Raw genomic sequence first — 23,080 nt, forward strand, 5'->3', positions numbered from 1 at the left:
CCAGCGCGGCCTGACGGACCGTCGATGCCCCCGAACTCGGCAAGGTGACGGACGACCAGGTGTGCCACCGCACGGTCGCCAACCTGGCCCACGTCGACTCGGGGCCGGCCGCCGACGTTGCCCGGCGCATCGGCGTACCCGGGCCGACGGCGGAGAGGGCGGGGGCGAGGCCGGTGAGGAGGCCGGGGGCGGCGGTGTCCGGGAGTCCGGGCCCAGCACGTCACCTGCGCCGAGTCCGGACGGTCTGCGGGGTGTCGGCATCCGGACCCGCAAGGTCGCGGTACTGGTCGCCCCGGGAGCCGACGGGCCCCAGGTGCGCGGGGCCCGTGCGCTGCTGGGGGAGCAGGGCGCGACCGTGGAGACACTGACCGCACACACGGGGGGCGAGGTGCCCGGGCCCGGCGGCGAAGGCGTTCCGGTCGGCCTCCCGCTGCCCACGACCGCCTCGGTGCTGCGCGACGCGGTCGTCCCGGACGGCGCTGCCGCGCTGGCGTCGGACTCCGGTGCGGTCCGGTTCGTGGCGGAGGCGGTGCGGCACGGCAAACCGGTGGCGGTGCTCGGAACCGGCACCGCGTTCCTGCGGGCCGCGGGCATCGGGAACCCGGAACGGCTCCCGGGGTCGCCGTCCACGGCGGTGACGGGGTGGTGGACGCCTTGTTGTCTGCGCCGGTGAGTTCTGGCCCCACCAGAACGATTCCGGCTGGCCCCACTCTTCTGTCACTCGTTGTCGAACTCCAGAGGGTGTGGAAGCGGCTCCCACTCCGGCAGCCAGTCGGTGGCCGTCTGGCCGGTCAGCGCGAGGTGGAGCCAGTCACTGAAGCTCAGATCGGTGTCGTGCCAATCTGCCCAGCCACGACGGAACGCCGAGACCGTCCAGGACCCGCCCTCGTGGGGAACGAGGAACAACTGGTCGCCCTCGATCGTGTTCCCCCAGACCAGAGCGCCGCCCGGGGTCGGCAGCACCACGTGGGGAACCGTCCGGGACGCCTCCAGCTTCCGGCCCATGCGGTCGGCGTAGCTGCGGAGCGTCCGGGCCCCGCAGAAGTAGAGGTAGTCCGAGATGGCCGCGTCGCCGTACGCGCCGGCGATCGCGATGAAGTCGTCGGGCAAGGTGACCGACCAGGACGCGGCGATCTCCTTGATCAGATGCCCTTCGTCCTGCCGGACGGGAGCCCCGAGCAGGGGAACGAAATCGCCCACGGTCTTCATCGGATCCCCTACCGGCGGGAGTCCCCGCAGCTCAAGATGGCGCCGCCCACCGCCGCCGACCACCAGAGAGTAGTCCAGGGGTCGGACCAACCGTCCCGGCCGGTGACGACCGCCGCCCTCCACGCACTTACCGCACCGACTGCCTGGTGGGGCCAACCAAAACCGTTCGCCGGTGGGGCCACTTGCAGCCGTCACCCTGGGGCCAAGAAGCACCGTCCTGGACACCTTGTTCTGGGAGGAGTTCGCCCGGCTGGTTGAGCAGCACCGCTTCCGAGACCGCTGACCTCGCATCCGGCCCGGCTCAGGCCCGGGTCCGGCTCCGCTCAGACCCGGAACCCGTGCCCGGAGAGGCTGACCGTGGCCCGGGCGAGGTCGGCGGCGGCGCCGCGGCGGCGGACGACCGCGTCCGGCGCTGTCGCGCGGTCGCCGGCCAGGGTGAGGGCCTCCTGGACGGTGGCGGCCGGCACGGCGAAGACCTGGACCCCGCCGCGGGTGTCGGCGTTCACGGTGGGGACGGTCACCAGCCACATCGGGAGCACCGGGCGGGTCGCGAGGTGGCCGGAGGCGGCCGGGTGGGGCCAGGGCGTGGACGCGAGGGTCATGACGTGCTCCGTTCCTCGGCCGGGTGGGTGGCCTTCTGCCCTCACGGTAGCCAAGGCTTGGCAAGAAGAAAAGAAAACATCGCAAAATATTAACGTGACCGTGGCGATGCTTGGCGTGGCCTGGTCACGGAGTGGAATCGTCGCAGGCTGCGGGTGGGCCTGCGCGGGAACAGGGGGTAGGGGAGCTTCCTAACTCGGTCGAGTTTTTGCAGCACCGTCGGTACGCTTCCGCGACATGGCGCTGCCCCAACACCCCCTCGACCACCGCTACCGCGGCGAGCACCCGCTCCGCTCCGTCGCCTACCTCCTCCACCAGGACCGCGGACGCATCGCGCTCGCCGTCCTCGCCTTCGCGATCAAGCACAGCCCGACCTGGCTGACCCCGCTGATCACCGCCTACGTCATCGACGTGGTCGTCGACCACAAGCCGATCTCCGGGCTGTGGGCCGGAACGGGACTCCTGCTCGTCCTGCTCGTCGCCAACTACCCCTTCCACCTCCTCTACGTCCGCTGCTGGTACGGCAGCGGACGCCGGATGGGCACCCACCTGCGCTCGGCCCTCTGCCACCGGATGCAGGAACTCTCCATCGGCTACCACACCCGGGTCAGCGCCGGCGTGCTCCAGAGCAAGGTCATCAGGGACGTCGAGGCCCTGGAACAGGCCTTCGCCCAGACCGGGGACATGGGCCTGTCCGCTCTGGCCACCCTCGTCGGCGCGCTGCTGGTCATCGGACTCCGCACCCCTGCCTTCCTGCCCGTCTTCCTGCTGGTCGTCCCGGCCGCCTCGGCGCTGGTGATGTGGCTGCGCGGCCGACTGCGCGCCTACAACGAGTCGTTCCGCCAGGAGGTCGAGCAACTCTCCTCCCGGGTCAGCGAGATGACCACCCTCATCCCGATCACCCGCGCCCACGGCCTGGAAGGCACCGCGCTGCGCCGCGTCGACGGCACCCTGCGGCAGGTGCTCACCGCCGCCATGCGGCTGGACCGGCTCAACGGCCAGTTCGGCGCCCTGGCGTGGATCCTGCTCAACATGCTCGGCGCGGGCTGCCTCGCCGGTGCCGGGCTCGCGGCCTACTACGGCTGGCTCGCCGTCACCCCCGGCGACGTGGTGATGCTCAGCGCCTACTTCTCCTCGCTCACCGCCGCCGTCACTACCCTGATGAGCCTCGCCCCGGTGATCAGCAAGGGCCTGGAGTCCGTCCGCTCGGCGGGCGAGGTCCTGGAGGAGCCGGACCTGGAGCACAACGCCGGCAAGACCGAGGTCACCGCCGTCCAGGGCCGGATCGACTTCGAGCAGGTCGAGTTCGGGTACCAGGAGTCGGACCGGCCGTCGGTGCGCGACTTCACCCTCTCGGTGCGGCCCGGCGAGACCATCGCCCTGGTCGGCGCCTCGGGCGCGGGCAAGTCCACCGTGCTCAACCTCGTCATCGGCTTCCTGCGGCCGACCAAGGGGCGCATCCTGCTGGACGGCACCGACATGGAGGAGCTGGACCTCCGCAGCTACCGGCGGTTCCTGTCGGTCGTCCCGCAGGAGTCGATCCTCTTCGAGGGCACCGTCCGGGACAACGTCACCTACGGCCTCACCGACGTCACCGAGGAGACCGTGCGCGCCGCGCTGCGCGACGCCAACGCGCTGGAGTTCATCGACCGGCTGCCGCGCGGCCTCGACACCGTGGTCGGCGAGCGCGGCGCCCGGCTGTCCGGCGGTCAGAAGCAGCGGCTCGCGATCGCCCGGGCGCTGATCCGCAACCCCCGGGTCCTCGTCCTGGACGAGGCCACCTCGGCGCTCGACTCGCACTCCGAGCGGCTGGTCCAGCAGGCCCTGGGCCGCCTGGTGCAGGGCCGGACCGTCTTCGTGGTGGCGCACCGGCTCTCCACCATCCGCGGCGCCGACCGGATCGCGACCCTCCAGGACGGCATGATCGCCGAGATCGGCACCCACGAGGAACTGCTGCGCAACGGCGGGCACTACGCCATGCTCCAGTCGGTCCCCACGGCCTGAAGCAGGCCGACGGGCCGGCCCACCGGGAACACGTGGGCCGGCCCGTCCGGGCGTCCGGCGGCGGAGCGGCTCGCCTCCGGACACCGCCCGCTCACCAGTAGTGGCGGCGGCCGCCGACGGCGTGGCCGAGCGCGCCGGCCAGCCAGAGGATCAGGCCGACGACCAGCAGCACGACCCCGATCGTCCACAGGAAACCGATGCCGGTGACGAATCCGATGACGAGCAGAATCACCCCAAGGGCGATCATGGGAACCTCCTCCGAGCCGGGCAGATATGCACCCGTCTGCCCGGAATGACCCACCGCATGCACCACCGCATGCACCACCGCGTGCACCACCCGGCGCGGCGCGGCGGTCCGACTGGCGGCGGTGGGTGGTCAGCGGTGGAGGTCGGGCCAGCCTTCCTCGTTCGAGCAGGACTCGTAGTCGTAGCGGGTGAGGAGGTCCCACTCCTCACCGGTGGCCGCCTCGTAGGCCTCCTCGTGGATGTACAGCAGCTGCTGGCAGCTCATGTCCGTGAACGGCACGAACCGGTCCGGTCGGCCGAGGACGCTCTCGTAGGTGGCGCGGCCGGCGGCCACGACCGCCGTGCGCGAGTACAGGAAGCCGTCGTCCGACTGCGGGAACGGGGAGCCGTCTGCCAGCTCCGTCCCGAGGACGGGCAGGGTGCCGAACTCCGCCCGGTCCAGGCGGTAGAGGGCTTCGGCGAGGCGCTCGCCGAAGGCGACGATCTGCTCGGTCGGCTCGTCGGAGAGCAGCTCGGTGAGGCGCTCGCAGGCGTCCTCGAAGACCGCGCACGTCGCGATACCGGCCTCGCCGCCGAGCACCTCGATGAGCTGCCAGAACCGCTCCCAGCTCATCGGGACGTCGGCGCCAGGGGTGTCCGCGTTATCCACGCTGCCCGGTGTGTCCGCGCTGTCCGGGGTGGAGTAGCCCAGCTCGCGGGCCCGCGTGGCGACGGTCTCGTAGTCGGCGGAGGCGGAGAGCGCCGCGACCGTCCCCCGGGTGAGCGGCGCGCCCGCCAGGACCGCCGCCACCGCGGCCCGGTCGACCGGAATCTCCAGGTAGTCCTCGGCGTAGCTCACGTACGCGTCGGGGCTGCCGTCGAGCAGCAGCTCGAACAGCCAGTCCGCGCCGTCCGTCCCGTCGGCGTCGAACTCCACCGACCCGCACCGCCATTCGGCGTCCCCGTGCTCGCGCCACACGCACACCGTGGCGTCGAAGAACCCGTCGAGCAGGAACTCGGGCGCCGCCGGGTAGGCCGACAGCGGGTCGGGCAGACCGTCGAGCAGCCCGGGCCAGTGCGCACGGTCGTCCTCCCGCCAGGGAGTGGCCTCGCTCTCGTGGTCGAACCCGTAGAGGAACACCCCGGCAGGGTCGAAGACGACCGCGTACAGGTCGCCCGAACCGTTGTCCATGCACGCCAGATCCACGCCGTCGCGCCACCCGGGGAGGTAGGTGTGCGAGGGCGACCCGCCGTCGAGGACGGCGTCGAGCAGGGCGATCGCCCGGCAGCGAAGGCGCAGCTCAGCGGGGTCGGGCAGCAGGGGCAGCAGGTCGCGAACGGTCATGGCGCCCATTGAACAGGGCACCACCGACACCACCGCTCCAGGGTCCGCCCCCGGATCCGCCCCCGGATCCGCTCCCGGGCCCCGCGGCGGCCGGACCGCCCACGACCCGTACGCTGCCGACAGCCCATCGCAGGTACGGACCCGGGGGGATCCCATCGAGCTACGCCAGCTGCGCTGCTTCGTCGCCGTCGCGGAGGAACTGCACTTCGGCCGCGCCGCCGACCGGCTGCTGCTCGGCCAGCCGGCCGTGAGCCAGCAGGTCCGGCGCCTGGAGCGGGAGTTGAAGGTCGAACTCTTCGACCGCTCGCCCCGGCACGTGCGGCTGACCGCGGCGGGGGAACGCTTCCTGCCCGCGGCCCGGGACGTCCTCGCGGCCGAGGCCGCCGCGGCGGCGCTGGCCGCCGAACTGGCCTCCCCCGCCGACCGGGTGCTCAGGCTCGGCACGATCACCGGGCTCGGCGACCGCCTCGACCGGATCCTCGACGCGTACCAGCGGCACGCGCCCGACGTCCGCGTCGAACTCCACGCGCTGCCCGTACGGGAACGCCTCGCCCTGCTCGCCGACGGCCGGCTCGACGCCGCGTTCGTCCGCGGCGAGATCCCGGAGAGCACCGCCGACCAGCACTGCCTGCCGCTGCACCCGGACGAGCTGGTGGTCGCGCTGCCCGCCCGCCACCCGCTGGCCGCCCGTACCGAACTGGACCTGGCCGAGCTGGCCGCGCTGCCGCTCCGGCTCACCGCGCGCCGCAACCACCCGGCGCTGGTGGACCTCGTCCTCACCGCCTGCCGGACCGCGGGCTTCGAGCCGGTCCCCGGCCCGGCCTCCAGCACCCTTCAGGACACCCTCGCCGCGATCGGCACCGGCACGCCGATGTGGACCGTCGTCTACGCCGCCAACGCCCGCCTGACCAGCCACCCCCGGATCGCCTTCCGCCCGCTGCGCGGCGGCGCGCTCGCCCTGCCGGTCGCGATCGCGGTGCGACGGAGCGCGCCGTTGCCCGGACTGCTGGTCGCCGCCTGCCGCGGTGCGTCCGGCAGCGGCAGCGGCAGTGGCACCGGCGGCGACAGCGATCACGAATCGTGATCGCTGCCGGAGCGAAGCGCGTCTGGTTCGCCGCCGCCCACTCCGATGAACTGTTCCCAGAGCGCAGACCGGACCGTACGAACCGGACAGCGCAACCGAGTTGAGGAGCAGACCATGCCGATCGTCACCGTCCAGCAGGGCCCCCGCAGCATCGAGCTGAAGCGCGAGCTGGTGCAGAAGATCACCGACGCGTTCGTCGACACCCTGCAGCTGCCCGCCGAGACCGTCCAGGTGTGGATCCACGAGGTCCCCGCCGACAGCTGGGCCGCGGCGGGCAAGCTGATCGCCGACAAGTAGCCGGCCATCGGCACCCGGCCGCCGACAGGCCGGGCAGCCGGGTCCGTGTGGCGACAGGTCAGGCGGCCGGGTCCGGGCGGCGGGAGCGCTGCTCCCCGGGCTCGGCCGGGAGGGGCTGCGGTTCGACGGCGGGGCGGGCGGTGCGGTCGTCCGGTGCCGCGTCGGACCGGGCGGCCGCCGAGACGTCCTCGCGCATGGCGGCGGTCTCGGCCTTCAGGATCCGCATGGACTTGCCCAGGCCGCGGGCCATGTCCGGGAGCTTCTTCGACCCGAACATCAGGACCACCACGGCCACGACGATCAGGATGTGCCAGGGTTCCAGGCCGTTGCGAAGCATCGTTCTCACCGCTCTGTCGGGGGGCGTGATCTGGAGCAACCATCTCAGCGACTGAAAAATCAGTCAATCCATGCGGCGCGAGACAGGCGTGGCGGCGGGGTCAGATTGACTGAATCTTCAGTTCCCGGAACCATGCAGGGCAGCCCACCCCGTGCCGCACGAAAGATCCCGCGATGCCGCCCGTCCTGCTCCGCGCCCTCGGCGACCTCCTGCTCGTCGCGGTCGCCTTCTGCACGGCGCTGGTCCTGTTCGAGTGGGTCGACAGCTGGGGCGTCAGCGGTCTGATCGGCCCGGTCGCCTACGCCGGTGCCGTCGGCTGCGCGGCGGTCGCGGTGCCGGCCCGCCGGCGGTGGCCGGCGGTGGCACTGGTGACCGCCGCCGCCGCGGTCGCGCTGGAGCCGCTGACCGGCGGGGCACTGGCCGCGGTGGCGTACACGGCGGGGTACCGCTGCTCCGGCCTGCGGCGCCGGGCGGCGCTCCTGGCCCTGGTCGTGGTGGCGCCACTCGCGGTCACCGCGGCGATCACGGCCGGCGAACCCACGCCGGTCCGCGCGTACGAGGCGATGATCGTGATCGTCACCGGGATCGTGTGCGGCGCGCTGCCCGGCCTGGTCGGCGCGCTCGCCGGACAGCGGGAGCGGCTCGTCCTCGCCCTGCGGGAACGCAACGCCGTACTGGAACGGGCCCAGCGGTCCGCGGAGGAACAGGCCCGCTCCCGCGAGCGGGCCCGGATCGCCGGCGAGATGCACGACCTGCTCGGACACCGCCTGAGCCTGGTGGCACTGCACAGCGGAGGCCTGGAACTCGCGGGCCGGGCGGCCGATCCGGAGATCCACCGCACCGCGGTGCTGGTGCACAGCACCGTCCGGGAGGCGATGGGCGAGCTGCGGGGAGTGCTGGGCGTGCTGAGCGCCGCCGACCCCGCGGCCGGCGCCCCGGAACCGCTGACCGCCGTGACGGGCACGCACGCGGACGTCGCGGCCCTGGTCGCCGAGTCCCGGGCCGCCGGCATCGCGGTCGACCTGCGATGGGGCGGCGACGACCTGGCCGACGCCGCCCCGACCGCCCGGCGCGCGGTCCACCGGGTGGTCCGGGAGTCGCTCACCAACGTGCACCGGCACGCCGCCGGGGCGGTGGTGGAGGTGACCGTCCACCGCGACCGGGGGCAGGTCCGGGTCGACGTCCGCAACGGGCCCGACCCGCTGGGCCCGCTCGTACGCCGGCCACGGCCCGGACAGCCGACGTCCGGCAGCGGGCAGCCGACGTCCGGCAGCGGGCAGCCGACGCCCGGCAGAGGGCAGTCGACGCCCGGCAGCGGGCTGGGGCTGGCCGGACTGCACGAGCGCGTCCGCGTGCTCGGCGGCTCCCTGCGGGCCGCCCCGACCGGCGAGGGCGGATTCCTGGTCGACGCGTGCATTCCGCTGCGCGTCGGCCCGGCCGTACCCCGGGCCGCGACCATGTCGCCGACGGACGTCGCCGCTCCGGCCGCCGCCCACACCTGGCTGAGCCGTACCGCGACCGCCGCCGTCATGGGGCTGGGGGTGGTGGGTGCGGTCGCGCTGCAGTTCGTCACGCTGGCGTTCGTCCCCTTCCCGGCGGACACCGCACCCGCGGACGTCGACCGGCCCGGCGTCGAGCAGCCCGGCCCCGACCGGCCCGGCACCGAGCCGTTCGGCAGTGGGCAGTCTGGCAGTGACCGGCCGGGCGTCGACGAACCGGGCGACGACATGCCGGGCATGGACGCGCCGGGCGTCGACGTACCCGGATTCGCCGGTCCGTCCGTCCCGATCCCCTTCCCCGCACCGTGAGGCCCGCCGTGATCCGTGTACTCCTCGCCGACGACCAGGACCTGGTGCGCGCCGGGATCCGCCTGGTGCTCAAGCACGCCGACGACATCGAGGTGGTGGCGGAGGCCTCGGACGGCCACGAGGCGGCGCACCTCGCCGTCCGGCACCGGGTCGACGTCGCCATGCTCGACATCCAGATGCCCGGTGCCGACGGGCTCGACGCGGCGGAGCTGATCGCCGCGCGGGCCCCGTCCGTGCGGGTCGTCATGCTGACGACGTTCGGGGAGCAGGAGTACGTGGCCAGGGCGCTGCGGGCGGGCGCGGCGGGATTCCTGCTGAAGGACAGCACTCCGCAGGAGCTCATCCAGGCGGTGCGGACGGTCGCGGGCGGCGCTCCCGTGGTGTCCCCGCAGATCACCCGGCACCTGATCGACCGTTACCTGGCCCGCGACGAGCAGCCGGCGGACCCCCGGCTGGGCAGGGTCGCGGCGCTCACCGAACGGGAGCGGGAGGTGCTCGCCCTGGTCGGCACCGGCGCCTCGAACGCGGAGATCGGGCGGGCGCTGCACCTGGGGGAGGGCACCGTGAAGGCGTACGTGAGCCGGATGCTCACCAAGCTGAGCTGCGCCAACCGGGTCCAGGCCGCGCTCCTCGCCAGGGATGCGGGGTTCCACGCGCAGGGGTGAACCGGTGCACCGGGTGGGGCCGGTGCACCGGTTCGTCCGTCAGCGCCGGCCGGGGGTACCGGGTGACGGAGTCGAGGGTGCCGGGGGTGCCGGGGGTGCCGGGGGTGCCGGGGGCACGGCGGGCACCGGGGGAGACGCGCTCGGCGGCGCGGTGCTCGGCGTGGGGGTGGCCGGCGCGGACGAGGGGCCGACCGGCGTGTCCCGGAAGGCGTCCACGTCCGACGCCGGCCGGGCCGGCTCCGCGTGGACGGCGCTCAGTGCGAGGACCGCGCCGGCGGCTCCGGCAACGACGATCTTGGATGCCAGGGCGATTCCCCGCATCAGTGCCTCCTCCGGCGAGCCGCCGGGGTCGCCAGACCCCGGCCGGTGACGTTCTGGATCTGGAGCCCGGGACGGGCGTTGACCTCGAGGATCAGGGGGCCGCGGTCGGCGTCCACGACGATGTCCGCGCCCAGGTAGCGTAGGCCGGTCGCGCCGGCGCAGCGGCGGGCCGCGTCGAGCACCTCGGGCCAGTGCGGGACCGTCGCGCCGATCAGCGGTTCGTCGGTGTCGGGATGGTGGCCGGTCGGTTCCTTGCCGACCAGCGCGTGGGTGATGCGCCCGGTGGCCAGGTCCACGGCGGCGCCGATCGCCCGCTGGTGCAGGTTGGCCCGGCCGCCGCTGAAGCGGGTGGGCAGCCGCAGCATCGCCAGCTGCGGCCGGTCGCCGCGGCAGATCACCCGGATGTCCGGCAGCCCCTGGTGCGACAGCCGCGCGAGGTCCGGGTGCGCCCGGATCAGCGGCTCGAACAGCGCCCAGTCGGTCGTCCGCGGCGAGAACTCCCCGTCCAGGATCCGCCGCAGGTGGTCCGCGACCGCCTCCCGCTCGATCCGCTTGCCGGAGGAGGACTGCCAGCTGTTCCGGCGCCTGCCGAACGACAGCAGGATGCCGTTGCCGCCGAGCCCCTGGTTCGGCTTCAGCGCCCAGCAGTCCCCGAGCGCCTCCCAGTCCAGCGCAGCGATCTCCCGGCGCGAGCGCAGCATCGCCAGGGTCGGCGAGGTCGGCGCGCCGGCCTCGGTCAGCGCCTGCTTGGTCGCGTACTTGTTGTTCACCAGGCGGATCGCGGCGGACGGATTCTGCTCCGCGATCCGGGCGTTGCGCAGGTTCATCCCCAAGACCGGGTCCCAGCCCCGGAGCCGGATCACCGGACACCTCCCTGCGCCCTGGCCGCCGGCGCGAACCGGAACAATTCACTCAACCGAAGCCCGCGGTACGTCCCCACCAGCACCGCCCACACCGCGCAGACCGCCGCCAACTGCAGCGGCACCGCCTCCGCGAGATGGCGCACGTACGGGGTCAGCAACAGCAGCGCCACCAGGACGGCCGTACCCATGGTCAGCACCGCACCGACCGCGGCCGCCCGGGCCCCTTCGAGGTCCCACTGCTCCCACAGCCGCTCGGTGATGATCGAGGTCACCACGACCGGCAGGGTCATGCCCCACGAGTCCGACAACCCGGCACTGCCGAGCCAGAGCTGCGCCGCGATCAGGCCCGTGGTCACCACCCCGATCAGCACCCCGAGCCGGGCGACCCGCGGCAGGTGCAGGCGGCGCAACGCCGGCTGCACCACGAACCCGAGCGCGAACAGCACCAGAGTCAACGGCACCCCGAGCAGCAGCCCCGACTGCGCGTACGCCAACGCCAGCAGCACCGGGCTGAACGTGCCCAGCGTGTTCAGACCGACCACCACCCGCAGCAGCACGATCAGCAGCGCGGCCAGCGGCAGCAGCGCCATCATCGACACCGGGTCGATCGCCGGGGCCTTCGCGAACAGGATCCGCAGCGCGGACGGCGCCACCGCAGCGTCCGGCCGGGTGAGCAGGCGCTTCCCGACCGCCACCTGCAGACCCTGGACGTCCTGACGGCCCAGCAGGACCGGAGTCTCCCGCTTGGAACGGTTGTTCACGGTGGCCTTCGCCACGAACGACCGCCCCGCCAACCGGATCGCCGAGTCGACGACGGGCCGCTGCTCGCGGCCCAGTGCCGAGGCGACCGTCACCCGCGGCGCCGCCGCGAGATCGAAGCCGAGGTCCCGCGCCAGCCTGGTGTCCAGCGAGGACGCCGACGCTCCCGTGTCGACCATCGCGAGCACCTCCAGGGTCTTCCCGTTCGGCCCGCTGATCCGCACCATCTCCCGCTCCCCGATCACCTCCGGCGACCGGCCCAACGACCGGTCCGGAGAGCCGAGCACCGCCAGCAGCAACACGCCCAGCCCCGCCACCGCCGCCAGCACCTTGAGGAGCACCGGCACCCGTCTGCGACCGCCCCGGTGGTCGAGCGGCGGACGGTCCGCGGCGGCTGCGCCGGTTCTGATTGTCTGAACGTCATCCACCCCACCAGCCTCGGCGAGCGGCCACCCCGCGCAGTAGTGACGATCGGCCCGCACACCGCAACGAAAGTGCCCCCCGTACCCCGCCGACCGGCGGGGTACGGGAAACCGGGAGAATTCGTATGACAGCGGTGGCCGGCTCCGCGATCCTTGGCCGATGACCACGGACCCGGACCAGCTCGCTCTCCGTATCGACTGCCCACCACCCGGCGAGGGGGCGGTGCAGGTCCGCCCGATCGTCAACGGCCGGGACCTCCTGGCCGAGATGATTCCCCGTGGCGTCGGAGGCTCCCGGTACCTGGGGACAGGGCCCCGTCACCTGTTGGACCCCGACGGGCCGTTGCATGCCACGGCCGTGCCCCACAAGGTTCGTCTCGCCTGGTCCGGGTGCGGGTGGGAGGAGTGCTGCGGCGCGCTGTACGTGACGGTCGGGCGGGACGGGGAGCAGGTGGTGTGGACGGACTGGCAGGACCGGGCCAACCCGGAGATCGACCTGCCGGAGCTGCGGTTCGCCGCACCCCGGTACGAGGCCGAGGTCCTGTGCGCCGAAGCGGACCGCGGCTGGGAGTGGCCGGCAGGAGCGGTCGCGCGGCTGCTCGAAGCGCGACTCAAGGGCCGCGAGGACTGGCTCGCCAGGTGGGACTGCGGATTGGAGGGCGTCTGGGCGTCCCGCGTGCAGCCCGATCGGATCCACGTCGTCCTGATGCATCCCCCGAACGGCGAGGACTCGGACCGGCCGTGGCTCCAGTTCGGGACGGCCCTTCCGATCTCCGCGGACGACCCGTCGGCCCAGGCCGAGCAGCTCGAGGCGCAGCTCACCGCCGGTGACCCACGCGTCGATGCCGAGGTCTGGGGAGGCTCGCACGACGCCGAGCAGCTCGGCTACCCATGGCCCCCGGTCACCCCGACGGTCATGTGAGATCACACGCTCATGCCGTAGCCCAGTTCCTCAGCCGCGATGTGCCAGCAGGAGTTCTCGTCGGCCACGGCGGCGGCGTCCACTACCCGGAATCGTTCCAGGAGGGCCTCGGTGACTGCGTCGGCGGCGTGTTCGGCGGCCTCCTCGGCGGCCTCGCCGTAGACGACGAAGGCTTCCAGGCTGGAGTTCAGCAGCCGGGGAGCACCGTCCTCCGGCAGGATCCAGAGCGAGCCGTCCGCACGCCGGAGGGCGAGCGGGCTGAGCCCCGGGTCGACCGCGACGACGCCGTACCGGGGCGTCAGCGGCCCAGGGCGGTGCGGAGGGTCAGTCCGTGGTGGAGGCGCAGGCGGCGGAGCTCGAACCAGGAGAGGGCCGTGACGGTGACCGGGGCGCCGAGGACGAAGGCGGCCCGGACGGCTGTCGGGACGTCGGGGTAGGCGCCGGTGACCACGTCGAGCAGGGCCATCTCCCAGACCAGGACTCCGGCCAGGAGCGGTGGCAGCACCTCGGGGATGTCGGCCGTGCGGAAGACGTGCACCAGCGACAGGCCGATGCCGTAGAGGGCGAAGCCGACCGACCAGACGCACAGCACCCCGATGGCGACCGTTCCACCCATGCCGACGGCGGCACGGAGGCCCGCGAGCTCCGGTGCCATCGCGAGCGCGGCGGTGCCCATGGACGCCATGATCGCCACCACGGCGCCGAACGGCCGCAGCGCCCGGCGCAGGTAGAGCCGCCGCAGCCCGCCCCGCGAGGCCACCACGAAGGCGCCGACCACCACGGGGAAGGTGCACACCAGCACCAGGACGCTCAGCCAGCTCTGGTCGAGGCGGTCGTCGGCCATCGCCTTGACCTCGTCGGCGCCGACGACGGCCTTGTACGTGGCCGTCAGGCCGATCCAGGCGGCCAGCCCGAGGACCGTCCGCCACAGCTGGAGCCGGCGGACCGTCGGGTCCTCGACGACGCCGGGCCGCGACGGACGGAAGGTGCAGCGGGCGGCGTAGAACGGGTTGCGCAGACCGCGCAGGATCTTCCGCGTCCGGGACGGCTCGACCCGGGCCGGCGGGTACGGCGGGGCGTACGGGTACGGCGGTGGCGGGAGGGGCGACGCGTACGGGTGGCCCTGCGGCTGGATGTACGTCGCTCCCGGCGGCGGTGCGGGGTGGTTCCGGTCGGACCACTGCGGCGGCGGCCAGCCGCCTGCGCCGCCCGGCGGCGTCCCGTACCCGTCCCTGCCGTACCCGCTCACGTTGCTTCCCCCGTCGCCCGGCCCTTCGATGGCCTGCATGCTAGTCGCTCGCGATCATGCGGCGTACGGGTGCGACGGTGAAGTCCGTTGCCGGTGGGGAGATCTGACGCACGGTCGCTCGGCTCGCGGCTCAGGGGGTGGTGGCCAGCTCGGTGAGGGCGGCCGTGACGTAGTTCGCGAGCTTCGACCGGATCTGGTTGCGGTGCTCCTCGGACCGGTCGGGGCCGGAGCCGTAGACGGTGTCGTCCCACCAGGCGGTGAGCACGAGGTTGCTCTGCCGGACCACCATGATGGTGCGGACCTCGTGGTCGTTGGGCTCCTCGTCGAAGGCGAACGCGGCGTCGCCGAGCTTCTTGACCGTCGCCAACGCGCTGAACTGCTTGTCGCTCGGCTTGTCGCGCTCCCGGGCGAAATACGCGCGGGCGTCCTCCACGCTCGGCCGGAAGTCGGCGAACAGGTCCAGGAAGTACGGTGCGCTGCCCATCCGGGCCTTGAACTCGAACGAGCAGTCCCGGACGGTCGCCTCCAGGTGGTCCTCACCCGGCTTGGGCGTCCCGTACTCGGCCACGAACGGCGCGGGATCGAGGGACCCGCAGAGGTGGGTCGGCGGTTTCAGGAAGCGGCCCGGACCCGTCTCGCGGTCGGCCGACGCGTCGGAGCCGCCGCCGCACGCGGTCAGCAGCAGTGCGCAGGCCAGCAGCGCCGCCGCCGCACCACCCCGCCGGATCCCCGCCATCCGATCCACCCCCACCTCGTGGCCAATCAGCCCGAACAAGAGCGTAGTTGATGAACAGTCAGGTCGGTGGCGGATCGGTCGGACGGACCGTCCGCGGGCGTTCACGCGCGACGGACTGACAGTTCGTTGAACGGGGGTTGATCCCGGCCCGGGGAGGCACTTCACTTGTCATGGCGCCGCTGACCCACCAGGCGGCGGTGCCGCTCCATGCGCACTGCTGCTCCGACATCTCACCCGACGAGTCTGGAGATCCCGCATGCCCCAGTTCCGCCTGCGGCGCGCCGTCGCGACGCTCGCCGCCCTGCCCCTGCTCGCGCTCGGCGCGGGTCAGGCCGTGGCCACCCCCGCACCGCAGCCCCCCGGCGCCTCGCACCCCGCCGCAACCGCGGGCCGGGTCACGGCGATCGAGGACCAGGTCGCCCGCACCCTCGCCACCGCCCTCGCCGACTCCGCCCTGCGCGAGCGCGTACGGACCGCGACGGCCGCCACCGCCGGACCGGCCGCACTCGCCCCGCTCGCCACCGCCGTCCCCGGCGCCGCCGCCCGGAAGCTCGCCGACACCACCGCGAGAGCCGACCGGCAGGTCGCCGCGGCCAAGGGCCTCGGTGCCGACCTCGGCCCGCTCCTGCGCGTACAGCTCGCCGACCGCACGATGCGCGGCGCCCTGGACGGCGGCGCCGCGCCGCTGGTCGCGACGGCCGCCACCGACGAGCACGCCCGTACGCTGCGCGCCTACGACACGGCCGGCCGGGTCCACGTCCTGGAGACCGCCCGGGTGCCCGAGCGACCCGTCTACCTGGTCGACCTCGACACGGCGAAGACCCTGGCAGCCGGGATCGCGCTGCTCCAGCGGGAGTTCGGCAGCCAGACGCCGACGGGAGCCCAGGGCGCGGCCACGGCCCCGGCGTCGGCCACGGCGGCCGCCGGCTGGTGGGCCACCAAGATCACGTCGATCCAGGTCGCCGACGACGAGGAGCCCTGGTTCAAGGGCGCCGCCGAGATGTTCGCCCTGGTCACCGGCTTCGGCCTGGACGGCAAGGTCCGGGTCGACTCGGTCGCGATGCCCTACCTCCAGTACGACGGCACGCTCTACCGCCCCAACCAGATCCTGGTGAACTGGTCGAACTACAAGTACAACCTCGCCGACGTCGTCCTGATGGAGGACGACGGCGACACCAACTACCTCGCCCTCGCCCAGGCCGTCGCCGCCGTGCTGCTCACCATCGCCGACCAGGGCGCGTACATCCCGCTGGTCAACGCGGTGCTGGGCGCGCTCCCCTCGTCCTGGTGGACCGACGACCCGGACTACGTCGAGTCCTGGTACACCCTCGCCCGCACCAGCACCGGCCGCCTCGACGGCGCGCGCGGCAACGGCTTCATGACCGTCGAGCCGTACTTCGTGCAGCAGTTCTGAGCCCGCGGCAGCTCCTCCCGGACCCTCCCCGACCCCGCCCGCCGACCGGTGGGCGGGGTTCCGCGCGTGGCCCCGGAAACCGCGTCGACCGTTCCGGTGCCAACCGCTAGGGTGTGCCGGTCGACTGCCCGATGATCATGCAACGGGCAGCCGCACCACCCGCCCATCCGCACCTCTCTCCGACGGGGAACCGCCGCCATGGCCTTCAAGACCCGGACCGCCGCCGCCCTCCTGGGCGCCGGCCTCGCGCTCGTCGCGGGCGCACCCACCGCGAGCGCTGCGAGCGCCGCGAACCCCTACCACCCCAGCGCCGTACCGAACGTCGTCGTGCTGGGCATCGCCAACAGCCCCCACTGCCTGGAGATCGCGGACTGGCGCACCGACAGCGGCGCCCCCGCTCGGCAGTGGGACTGCCACTACGGCGGCAGCCAGCAGTGGAGCCTGACGGCCGGCCCCACGGGCTCGCTGGTCAACGTCCACAGCGGCAAGTGCCTGGAGGTCGCCGACTGGCGCACCGACAACGGCGCGCCCGTCCGCCAGTGGGCCTGCACCGGCGGCGCCAGCCAGCAGTGGACCTGGACGCACGTCCCCGGCACCGGCTACGTCCTGCGCAACGTCCACAGCGGCAAGTGCCTGGAGGTCGACGGCCGGTACACCACCAACGGCGCCCGCGCCCAGCAGTGGGACTGCTGGAACGGGAACAACCAGATCTGGTACCCCTTCTCGCCCAACCACTAGCCTCCGGAGGGGAGGGGCATCAGGCATGCTTCGGCGAGCGGCACCTGCCACGGATGGCGCAGCTCAGCTCGGACGACAGCTCCCAGGTGCGTAGGCCTACGGGTCGAGCCCTCCGTACGGCCCGCCCGGGCCGTACGGAGGGCTCATCAGTTGGCCGTCAGTCGTGGAGGATGCAGAGCAGGGAGCAGGCCAGCGCCGAGGAGGGGGCGGTGGTGGTGGGGGCGGTGCCGGGCGGGGAGTTGGCGGGGACGAAGCCGGCGGAGGCGGTGTTCTTGAGGGGGAGGGCCAGCAGGAAGGAGTCGCAGTAGATCGCGCGGCTGGTCCCGGTGGGCAGGGTGAAGGTGCCGGCGGCCGTCCGGCAGCCGGGGGTGACCGCGTCGTTGACGGTCACGGAGGTGGCGGCGACCGGGCCGGCGTTGGTGACGGTGATCCGCCAGTGCGCGGTGCCGAGCAGGCCCAGCAGGCCGACGGGGCTGGTCTTGGCCCAGGGGCCGGGGCCGCCGGGTGCGCAGTCGTGCGGGTTGGCGGAGCCGCAGATCTCCTTCTCGACGCTGACGCGCGGCCGGCAGCCGGCGCCCGGCGCGACGGCGGTGGTGACGGTGTTGGAGGTGAGGGCCCCGGTGGCGTCGGTGCCGGTCGCGGTGTTGGTGAGGGCCGTGGTCGCGCAGTCGGGCGTGACGGTGGTGCGGAAGCAGATCTGCGGCGCGTCGCCCTGGTACTCGACGACGAGGGCGGGGTGGTTGTCGGCGGTGAAGTCGCCGGTGCCGGTGAGGACGAGCTGGGTGGTGACGGTGATCGCGGGGTGCGCGGTGGGCGGGATGCCCGACAGGTCGACCGTGCCGTCCGCGGCGAGGGCCGTGCTGAGGACGGTGCTGCCGTCCGGGTCGGTGACGACGGCGCGGGACGCGGCGAGGTCGATGTGCGAGAGGTCGATGTCGGTGAGGCGCGCCCGGGTGTAGGCCTGGACGTGGCCGGTGGCGCCGTCGCAGTAGAAGTCGGCGGGCTTGAGGGTGACGGCGGCGCCGCTGTGCACGCACGGGGTCGTGCCGGTCGCCGGGTCGAGGGAGAACAGCACGCCGGCGTCGCCGAGGGCGATCAGGCAGCGGGTGGTGGTGTCGTAGGTGTAGCCGTAGTCCCGGGTGGCGCCGCCGTTGACGCCCGGGTGGGTCGCGGGCAGCGGGAAGCCCGCGCAGGGTGCGGCGGTGGTCCAGTCGTGGCAGACCGTCGCACCGGCCACGCCGCCGCCCCAGACGGGGAAGTAGCTGCGCGTGCCGTCGGCGGTGGTGACCGTCTCGGGGTTGAACGTGAGCACCCCGCCGGACAGCGTCGACAGGGTGGCGGGCGCGCTGTGCGCGGAGCCGTCGAGGCCGTAGCAGGTGGTCAGGATGTTGGCGCCGCCGACGGTGCTGGTGCAGACGCCGTCCGGGTGCCCGGCGGTGTCGTACGCGGTGTAGGCGTCGTACGCGTAGTAGCCGGCGTTGGGCCCGGCGAGGTGCGGGGTCGTCCAGCCGGCGCAGGCGGTGAGGGTGGCGGTGTCGAAGCAGCCGATGGCGGGTGCGCCGGGGGTGGTGGAGCCGGAACTCTGCGGCGAGGAGGAGGCGAAGACCTTGTCGCCCGCCACCGTCATTGCGCCGAGGTACAGGGCGTTCGGGGTGCTCGGCAGGTCGTGGTTGGGGGCGACGACGGGCGCGTACGGCTGGCCGGCGCACGGGGTGCGGGTGGCCGTCGCCAGGCACAGGACCTGCCCGGTGGTGGCGACGCCGTAGACGTTGTCGCCCGCGAGGACCAGGCCGGCCAGGCTGTTGGCGCTGCTCGGGGTGGTGCCGGTGGGGGCGAGGGCGGTGTAGCCGCAGTTGGCGTGCGCGTCGAGGTCCAGGCAGCCGACGCCGACGGAGCCGGCGGTGACGGCCGGGTAGAGGACCTGGCCGGGGTGCTGGGGGTCGAGCACGTACTGGGGTGTCAGCGGGCTGCCGATGTCACCGGTGGCGCCGCTGCCGAGCGGGCCGGCGGTGGTGTTCAGCGGGCGCGGCCACGGCCCGCCGGTGCAGGGCTGACCGGAGGACAGGTTGCTGCAGACCACCTGCGGGGCGGTGCGCCCGGCGTGGTGGTAGATGTTCCACGCCTGGACCTCCCCGGACGCGGTCCGGTGCAGGATCGGCGTGAAGCCGTCGCCGCCGGTGGACTGCGCGGTCGGCCGGACCGGCGCGAGCAGCGGCGCGGCGAGGCTCGTGCCGGTACCGCGGGCCGCCGGGTTCTCGGCGCGGACGGCGGTCGTCGCCGCGCCCGGATCGGTGCCGGCGAAGGTGCTGCCGTCGGTGGACCAGGACGGCGTCCAGCCGGGCGGGACGCGGAGCGAGCCGGGCACGTACGTCTGGGCGCTGCCCGCCCCCGTGATCGGGTCGGTGACGGTGGCCGGGGCGGCGGCTCCGGTCGCCCCGTTCTGGTAGCGGACGGTCCAGTTGACGGTGTCCCCGTGGTCGGCGGTGGCCGCCCCGGGGTGGGTGACGTTCTGGACGCTCTTCACCAGCGCGGAGGCCGCAGCGGTGGACGCGCCGTCCTCGGCGGCACCGACGGCCACCGGGGCGGTGCCGGCCAGGCCGAACAGGACGACGGCGGTGGTCAGGGCGGCGGCCGCAACGGCACGCAGCGGACGGATCGACAGGGGCGGACGCGGGCTTTTCAGCACAGGTTCTCTCCACCTCGGATCAGCGAAACGGCCTGACGGTCAGTCAGGTCAGGCCCGTCGATCAGGCTAGGTCGATGGAGGGTACGCGTCAGACGCGGTTTTTCGTATTGGATGAATCGTGACCGAATGTGACTGAGTGAACGTGGCGCGGGCGGCCCCCCGCCCGCCGGGATTTCGCCCTTCCGTTCGAGGTCGAATCACGAGATCGACCGTGCCGGGGCGCGGGCGGTCGCGCGGTGGGGGCCGCGGGCGGAGGGTTGGGGGTATGGACGCGAGTCTGGATGTTCGCAGGGCGGGCCCCGAGGACGCCCGGCGCCGGGTGCTGCTGCTGCCGGGTGGGCTGTGCACCACCGAGTTCTACGCGGACGTGATGGCGCAACCGGCGATGGCCGGGGCCGGGCTGGGCGCGGTGGCCGTGACGCTGCCCGGGTTCGGCCGGACGGAGCCGCCGGCGGACCTGTCGATGGAGGGCTACGCGCGGCGGATGGGCGAGGTCGCGGCCGCCGGGCGCTGCGAGGTGCTGGTGGGGCACAGCATGGGCGCGAACGTCGCGATCGAGGCGGCGGCCCTCGGGCTCTTCCGCGGCCCGCTGGTGCTGCTCTCCCCGACGTTCTCGCGGGCGGACGAGGCGAGGTTCCTCGGCGTCCTGGACCGGGCCGGGCGGGTGCCGGGACTGGGCCCGCTGGCGTGGACGGCCATGCTGAAGGCGATGCCCCGGACGATGAAGAAGGACATGCTGAAGGACCACGTCCCCGAGCACCGCGCACAGGCCCTGGCGGCGGACATGGCCGACAACGACCCCGCGTTCTGCCGCGAGGTCGTTCACCACTACTACGCCTACCTCGACCGGCACCCGTCGCTGGTGACCCGCCTGCGGGACTCGGGCGCCCGCGCCTGGGTGGTCCGCGGCGACCACGACGAGATCGGCCTCAAGGACGAGGAGCGCCGGGAGCTGGAGGCGAACCCGCGGGTCACCATGGTGGCGGTGCCGGACGCCGGCCACCTCGTCCTGGTCGACCAGCCCGCCCGGGTGGCCGCGGTGATCGTCGAGGCGGCCCGCAGCCTGGACACCTGACCACCCGGCATCACGGGGTGGCGTTCGGGGTGCGCCACCGGCGGCGTGAGGCGAGGGCGGCCAGGCCGGCGCCGGCGGCGTTGAGCAGGACGTCGTCGACCGAGGAGACCCGGTCCAGCCACAGGACGTACTGCGCGGTCTCGACCAGGACGGAGCAGCCGGCCGCCAGGGCGAGGACGCGCGGGACCGAGGCCAGGGCGGCGAAGCGGACGGGTGCGAAGAACCCGAGCGCCGCGAAGACCAGCAGGTTGCCGACGATCTGGACGGTCGCCGTCGCCGCGGAGCCCTCGGTGAGGATCGCGAACAGGTCGCGCAGCGGCAGCAGGCTGATCCGGCGGGGCGCGACACCGGCGCCCGCGCCCGGCAGCATGATCATCCAGACCCACGGTACCGTCCCGTAGACGATCCCGACCTCGGCCAGCGACCTGCGCCGGGCCCACTGTGGCGCCGCGCCGGCGGCCCGTCGGCGGCGGGCCAGCGCCCACACCGCCAGCGCGGCGAACGGCAGCGCGGCCGCCGTGACCAGGACGACGCCGTTGAACGTCCCGGCCCAGGCGTGCCATCCGTCGCGGTGGTGGCGCAGCGGCCGCTGTGCGAGGAAGGCCACGGCGGCCGCGGCCAGGAACGCCGGGGCGGTGAGCGCGAAGCGGCGGGTACGGCGCCACGGGGCGGGTGGTGAGGCGGTGTGGTTCATGGCTCCACTGCGGGGACGGCGACAGGACGGGGCGGACGGGAGCCCGGCGGCCCCGCTCGCACGGGAGGAGGACGTCCGCCCGCACCGGCCCGGTTGCGCCCGCGAAACGGCGGCCGGGAACGGCGACCGGAGTCAGCGCCTGCGACGGCGCCCGCGACGGCGGCCTGCGCGGCGGGTCACTCCCGGGTGGGCGGCTGCGCCCCGGAAGGGGGCGTGCCGCTTAGGATCGCCGTACTGCACCCGTGCCGTCCCGAGGACGAGGGATCTGCCATGACCTACGCCGTGGATTTCGAGACCGTGTCGACCGTCGGGCTGGAGTCGTCGCCCGTCGCGGAGGCGCTGGCCGGCCTGCGGGCGAACGAGGCCCGCTACTTCAAGAACAAGTACGACCACGTCTTCACCGTGGAGCCGGCGGACGAGGCCCGGGAGACGGTCGACCGGGTGCACCGGATCCTCGCGGAGGAGCGCGACCTGGTCATCGCGTCGCGGCCGTTGGAGGCCACCGAGTTCCAGGTCGAGGACATCCGGATGGCCTACGTCTTCTACGAGAGCGGCCTGTCGGTCAACGTGATGTACACCCTGGGGGAGGGCGGGAAGCGGGCGGTCGGGTTCAAGCTCTCCGACGGGATGGAGGTCCCGGACGAGCTGGTGTCGCGGTTCAAGTTCGCGCGGCAGAAGTCGAAGCTCGCCGGCACCATCCGCGGCTCCTTCTTCGTCATCAAGAACGAGTACTGAGGCGCCGGGTACGGGCCCGGCCGGCGGCTGCAGCGCTGCCGGCCGGGCCCGTGTCCGTCTCAGCCCTCGAAGTTCCGCTCGTCGAGCAGGTCGAGGTTGCGGAAGACCGGCGGCCCGTCGCACAGCGCCGCCATCTGCGCCGCGAACTCGGCGGTCTCCGGGCGGTCGGAGTTCTCCATCGCCTGCTCGTACGACGGGAACTCGACGATGTTCAGGTACACGTTCTCCTTGTCGCGGTCGCGGGTCTGCATCGCCCGGGACGCCAGGCGCCTGCCCTTGTTCTTCTCCACCCAGGCGTCCAGCAGGGCGTCGAACTCGTCGATGCGGCTCGTCCTGTACTCGATGATCTGAACGAACTTCACGGTCTGGCCTCCTCGGTCCGCCGGCACGGCAGCCGGCTGCTCGCTCCAGGATCGGCCGGGGGCGGGCGGGAGGCGAGGCGCCTCACCGAGGCGGTCGACAATGGCTTTTTGATGCGAACATGAATGCGATTCGTGGGCGTCTGTTCGTTGGCATTCCATAAATTCGACAATGGTTCCAGGTGAATCGGACCATGCGGAACCGTTAATGCCGATGGTGCGTGCGCCGGTGGCGCCCCGGGCGCCGGATGCCCGCCCGGAGGTCGGGGCGGTGGGTGAAGTAGCAGGTCGAAGCGGTGCGGACGACCGGTCGGCGGGGGCGCGCGGTCGATGGCGGACGGGGCCGGCGGGGCGGCGGGGCGTACGTGTCCGCGCCAAGGCTCGCAGCGGGGTCGCGGCCCGCGCCGTGGTGAATATTCCGCCGACATAGCGTCCTGTACGCCGTTGCCCACGAACTCATCGGGATTGAATACTTCTGGTTGTCGCACCGGCGGCGGGGAGATTCCCCCACCGCCGGCCTGCTGACGGCCCCG

The 23,080-nt window shown here is 73.4% G+C and carries 24 protein-coding genes; 11 read left to right on the forward strand and 13 right to left on the reverse strand.

Translation table 11 applies throughout. The annotated features are described in order from the left end of the window. Window positions 1–61: 61 nt before the first annotated feature. Window positions 62–673, forward strand: a complete 612-nt coding sequence (locus ACGFX4_RS06555) for a hypothetical protein (RefSeq protein WP_393070842.1) — start codon at window positions 62–64, stop codon at window positions 671–673. A gap of 44 nt (window positions 674–717) precedes the next feature. Here ACGFX4_RS06555 and ACGFX4_RS06560 read toward each other — a convergent pair whose 3' ends face one another. Next, the gene (locus ACGFX4_RS06560; RefSeq protein ID WP_393070843.1) at window positions 718–1,209 is read right to left on the reverse strand and encodes a hypothetical protein; all 492 of its coding nucleotides are present in this window, start codon (window positions 1,207–1,209) and stop codon (window positions 718–720) included. A 323-nt stretch (window positions 1,210–1,532) separates the two neighbouring features. Further along, window positions 1,533–1,811 carry a hypothetical protein gene (locus ACGFX4_RS06565; RefSeq protein ID WP_393070845.1) on the reverse strand — a complete coding sequence of 93 codons (279 nt, stop codon included), beginning with the start codon at window positions 1,809–1,811 and terminating at the stop codon, window positions 1,533–1,535. 235 nt (window positions 1,812–2,046) lie between these two features. On the opposite strand from ACGFX4_RS06565, the gene ACGFX4_RS06570 reads away from it, so the two are divergent. Further along, window positions 2,047–3,813, forward strand: a complete 1,767-nt coding sequence (locus tag ACGFX4_RS06570) for an ABC transporter ATP-binding protein (protein ID WP_393070846.1) — start codon at window positions 2,047–2,049, stop codon at window positions 3,811–3,813. Between the two features lie 91 nt (window positions 3,814–3,904). Here ACGFX4_RS06570 and ACGFX4_RS06575 read toward each other — a convergent pair whose 3' ends face one another. Both ACGFX4_RS06575 and ACGFX4_RS06580 read right to left on the reverse strand, forming a co-directional pair. Then, complete coding sequence (locus tag ACGFX4_RS06575; RefSeq protein ID WP_393070847.1) at window positions 3,905–4,060, reverse strand: DUF6131 family protein; 156 nt, start codon at window positions 4,058–4,060, stop codon at window positions 3,905–3,907. A 129-nt stretch (window positions 4,061–4,189) separates the two neighbouring features. Beyond that, window positions 4,190–5,383, reverse strand: a complete 1,194-nt coding sequence (locus ACGFX4_RS06580) for a DUF4240 domain-containing protein (protein ID WP_393070848.1) — start codon at window positions 5,381–5,383, stop codon at window positions 4,190–4,192. Between the two features lie 154 nt (window positions 5,384–5,537). Here ACGFX4_RS06580 and ACGFX4_RS06585 point away from each other — a divergent pair, with 154 nt between their 5' ends. Further along, window positions 5,538–6,467 (forward strand): LysR substrate-binding domain-containing protein, encoded by a 930-nt coding sequence (locus ACGFX4_RS06585; RefSeq protein ID WP_393071071.1) that lies wholly within the window; start codon window positions 5,538–5,540, stop codon window positions 6,465–6,467. 114 nt (window positions 6,468–6,581) lie between these two features. Next, on the forward strand, window positions 6,582–6,764 hold the full coding sequence (gene dmpI / locus ACGFX4_RS06590) for a 4-oxalocrotonate tautomerase DmpI (RefSeq protein WP_393070850.1): 183 nt from the start codon (window positions 6,582–6,584) through the stop codon (window positions 6,762–6,764). A 58-nt stretch (window positions 6,765–6,822) separates the two neighbouring features. Here dmpI and tatA read toward each other — a convergent pair whose 3' ends face one another. Further along, window positions 6,823–7,101, reverse strand: a complete 279-nt coding sequence (gene tatA / locus ACGFX4_RS06595; RefSeq protein ID WP_393070851.1) for a Sec-independent protein translocase subunit TatA — start codon at window positions 7,099–7,101, stop codon at window positions 6,823–6,825. A 173-nt stretch (window positions 7,102–7,274) separates the two neighbouring features. On the opposite strand from tatA, the gene ACGFX4_RS06600 reads away from it, so the two are divergent. Next, a complete protein-coding gene (locus tag ACGFX4_RS06600) occupies window positions 7,275–8,909 on the forward strand; it encodes a histidine kinase (RefSeq protein ID WP_393070853.1) in 1,635 nt (544 codons plus the stop codon). 8 nt (window positions 8,910–8,917) lie between these two features. Then, window positions 8,918–9,574 carry a response regulator gene (locus tag ACGFX4_RS06605; RefSeq protein WP_393070854.1) on the forward strand — a complete coding sequence of 219 codons (657 nt, stop codon included), beginning with the start codon at window positions 8,918–8,920 and terminating at the stop codon, window positions 9,572–9,574. Between the two features lie 320 nt (window positions 9,575–9,894). On the opposite strand, the gene ACGFX4_RS06610 is transcribed toward ACGFX4_RS06605, so the two are convergent. Both ACGFX4_RS06610 and ACGFX4_RS06615 read right to left on the reverse strand, forming a co-directional pair. Continuing rightward, on the reverse strand, window positions 9,895–10,758 hold the full coding sequence (locus ACGFX4_RS06610; RefSeq protein WP_393070856.1) for a sugar-transfer associated ATP-grasp domain-containing protein: 864 nt from the start codon (window positions 10,756–10,758) through the stop codon (window positions 9,895–9,897). Beyond that, entirely contained in the window at window positions 10,755–11,858 is a 1,104-nt protein-coding gene (locus ACGFX4_RS06615) for a 7TM domain-containing protein (RefSeq protein ID WP_393070857.1), read from the reverse strand. Before ACGFX4_RS06615 ends, ACGFX4_RS06610 begins: the two co-directional genes overlap by 4 nt. Window positions 11,859–12,297: 439 nt before the next feature. Between ACGFX4_RS06615 and ACGFX4_RS06620 the strand changes: the two genes are divergently transcribed. Continuing rightward, window positions 12,298–12,861: a hypothetical protein gene (locus ACGFX4_RS06620; protein WP_393070859.1), complete on the forward strand. Its 564-nt coding sequence runs from the start codon at window positions 12,298–12,300 to the stop codon at window positions 12,859–12,861. A gap of 2 nt (window positions 12,862–12,863) precedes the next feature. Here ACGFX4_RS06620 and ACGFX4_RS06625 read toward each other — a convergent pair whose 3' ends face one another. The 3 genes from ACGFX4_RS06625 to ACGFX4_RS06635 form a co-directional block, all read right to left on the reverse strand. Then, entirely contained in the window at window positions 12,864–13,226 is a 363-nt protein-coding gene (locus tag ACGFX4_RS06625) for an SUKH-4 family immunity protein (protein WP_393071072.1), read from the reverse strand. Further along, window positions 13,160–14,149 (reverse strand): hypothetical protein, encoded by a 990-nt coding sequence (locus tag ACGFX4_RS06630; RefSeq protein WP_393070860.1) that lies wholly within the window; start codon window positions 14,147–14,149, stop codon window positions 13,160–13,162. The genes ACGFX4_RS06625 and ACGFX4_RS06630 overlap by 67 nt, the downstream gene beginning before the upstream one ends. A 91-nt stretch (window positions 14,150–14,240) precedes the next feature. After that, entirely contained in the window at window positions 14,241–14,846 is a 606-nt protein-coding gene (locus tag ACGFX4_RS06635) for a hypothetical protein (RefSeq protein ID WP_393070862.1), read from the reverse strand. Window positions 14,847–15,102: 256 nt separating this feature from the next. Here ACGFX4_RS06635 and ACGFX4_RS06640 point away from each other — a divergent pair, with 256 nt between their 5' ends. Further along, a complete protein-coding gene (locus ACGFX4_RS06640) occupies window positions 15,103–16,260 on the forward strand; it encodes a DUF3103 family protein (protein WP_393070864.1) in 1,158 nt (385 codons plus the stop codon). Between the two features lie 198 nt (window positions 16,261–16,458). Beyond that, a complete protein-coding gene (locus tag ACGFX4_RS06645; protein ID WP_393070866.1) occupies window positions 16,459–16,998 on the forward strand; it encodes an RICIN domain-containing protein in 540 nt (179 codons plus the stop codon). A 157-nt stretch (window positions 16,999–17,155) separates the two neighbouring features. On the opposite strand, the gene ACGFX4_RS06650 is transcribed toward ACGFX4_RS06645, so the two are convergent. Further along, window positions 17,156–19,684, reverse strand: coding sequence for a hypothetical protein (locus tag ACGFX4_RS06650; RefSeq protein WP_393070868.1), 2,529 nt, complete (start codon window positions 19,682–19,684; stop codon window positions 17,156–17,158). A gap of 265 nt (window positions 19,685–19,949) precedes the next feature. Here ACGFX4_RS06650 and ACGFX4_RS06655 point away from each other — a divergent pair, with 265 nt between their 5' ends. Beyond that, window positions 19,950–20,759, forward strand: a complete 810-nt coding sequence (locus ACGFX4_RS06655; protein ID WP_393070870.1) for an alpha/beta fold hydrolase — start codon at window positions 19,950–19,952, stop codon at window positions 20,757–20,759. Window positions 20,760–20,769: 10 nt separating this feature from the next. On the opposite strand, the gene ACGFX4_RS06660 is transcribed toward ACGFX4_RS06655, so the two are convergent. Further along, on the reverse strand, window positions 20,770–21,453 hold the full coding sequence (locus ACGFX4_RS06660) for a VanZ family protein (RefSeq protein WP_393070871.1): 684 nt from the start codon (window positions 21,451–21,453) through the stop codon (window positions 20,770–20,772). 270 nt (window positions 21,454–21,723) lie between these two features. On the opposite strand from ACGFX4_RS06660, the gene ACGFX4_RS06665 reads away from it, so the two are divergent. Beyond that, window positions 21,724–22,188, forward strand: a complete 465-nt coding sequence (locus ACGFX4_RS06665; RefSeq protein ID WP_393070873.1) for a phage tail protein — start codon at window positions 21,724–21,726, stop codon at window positions 22,186–22,188. A gap of 59 nt (window positions 22,189–22,247) precedes the next feature. Here ACGFX4_RS06665 and ACGFX4_RS06670 read toward each other — a convergent pair whose 3' ends face one another. Then, entirely contained in the window at window positions 22,248–22,550 is a 303-nt protein-coding gene (locus ACGFX4_RS06670) for a hypothetical protein (protein ID WP_393070875.1), read from the reverse strand. Window positions 22,551–23,080 lie beyond the last annotated feature (530 nt).

This window comes from Kitasatospora sp. NPDC048365 (genome assembly GCF_043200835.1).
Lineage (GTDB): Bacteria > Actinomycetota > Actinomycetes > Streptomycetales > Streptomycetaceae > Kitasatospora > Kitasatospora terrestris.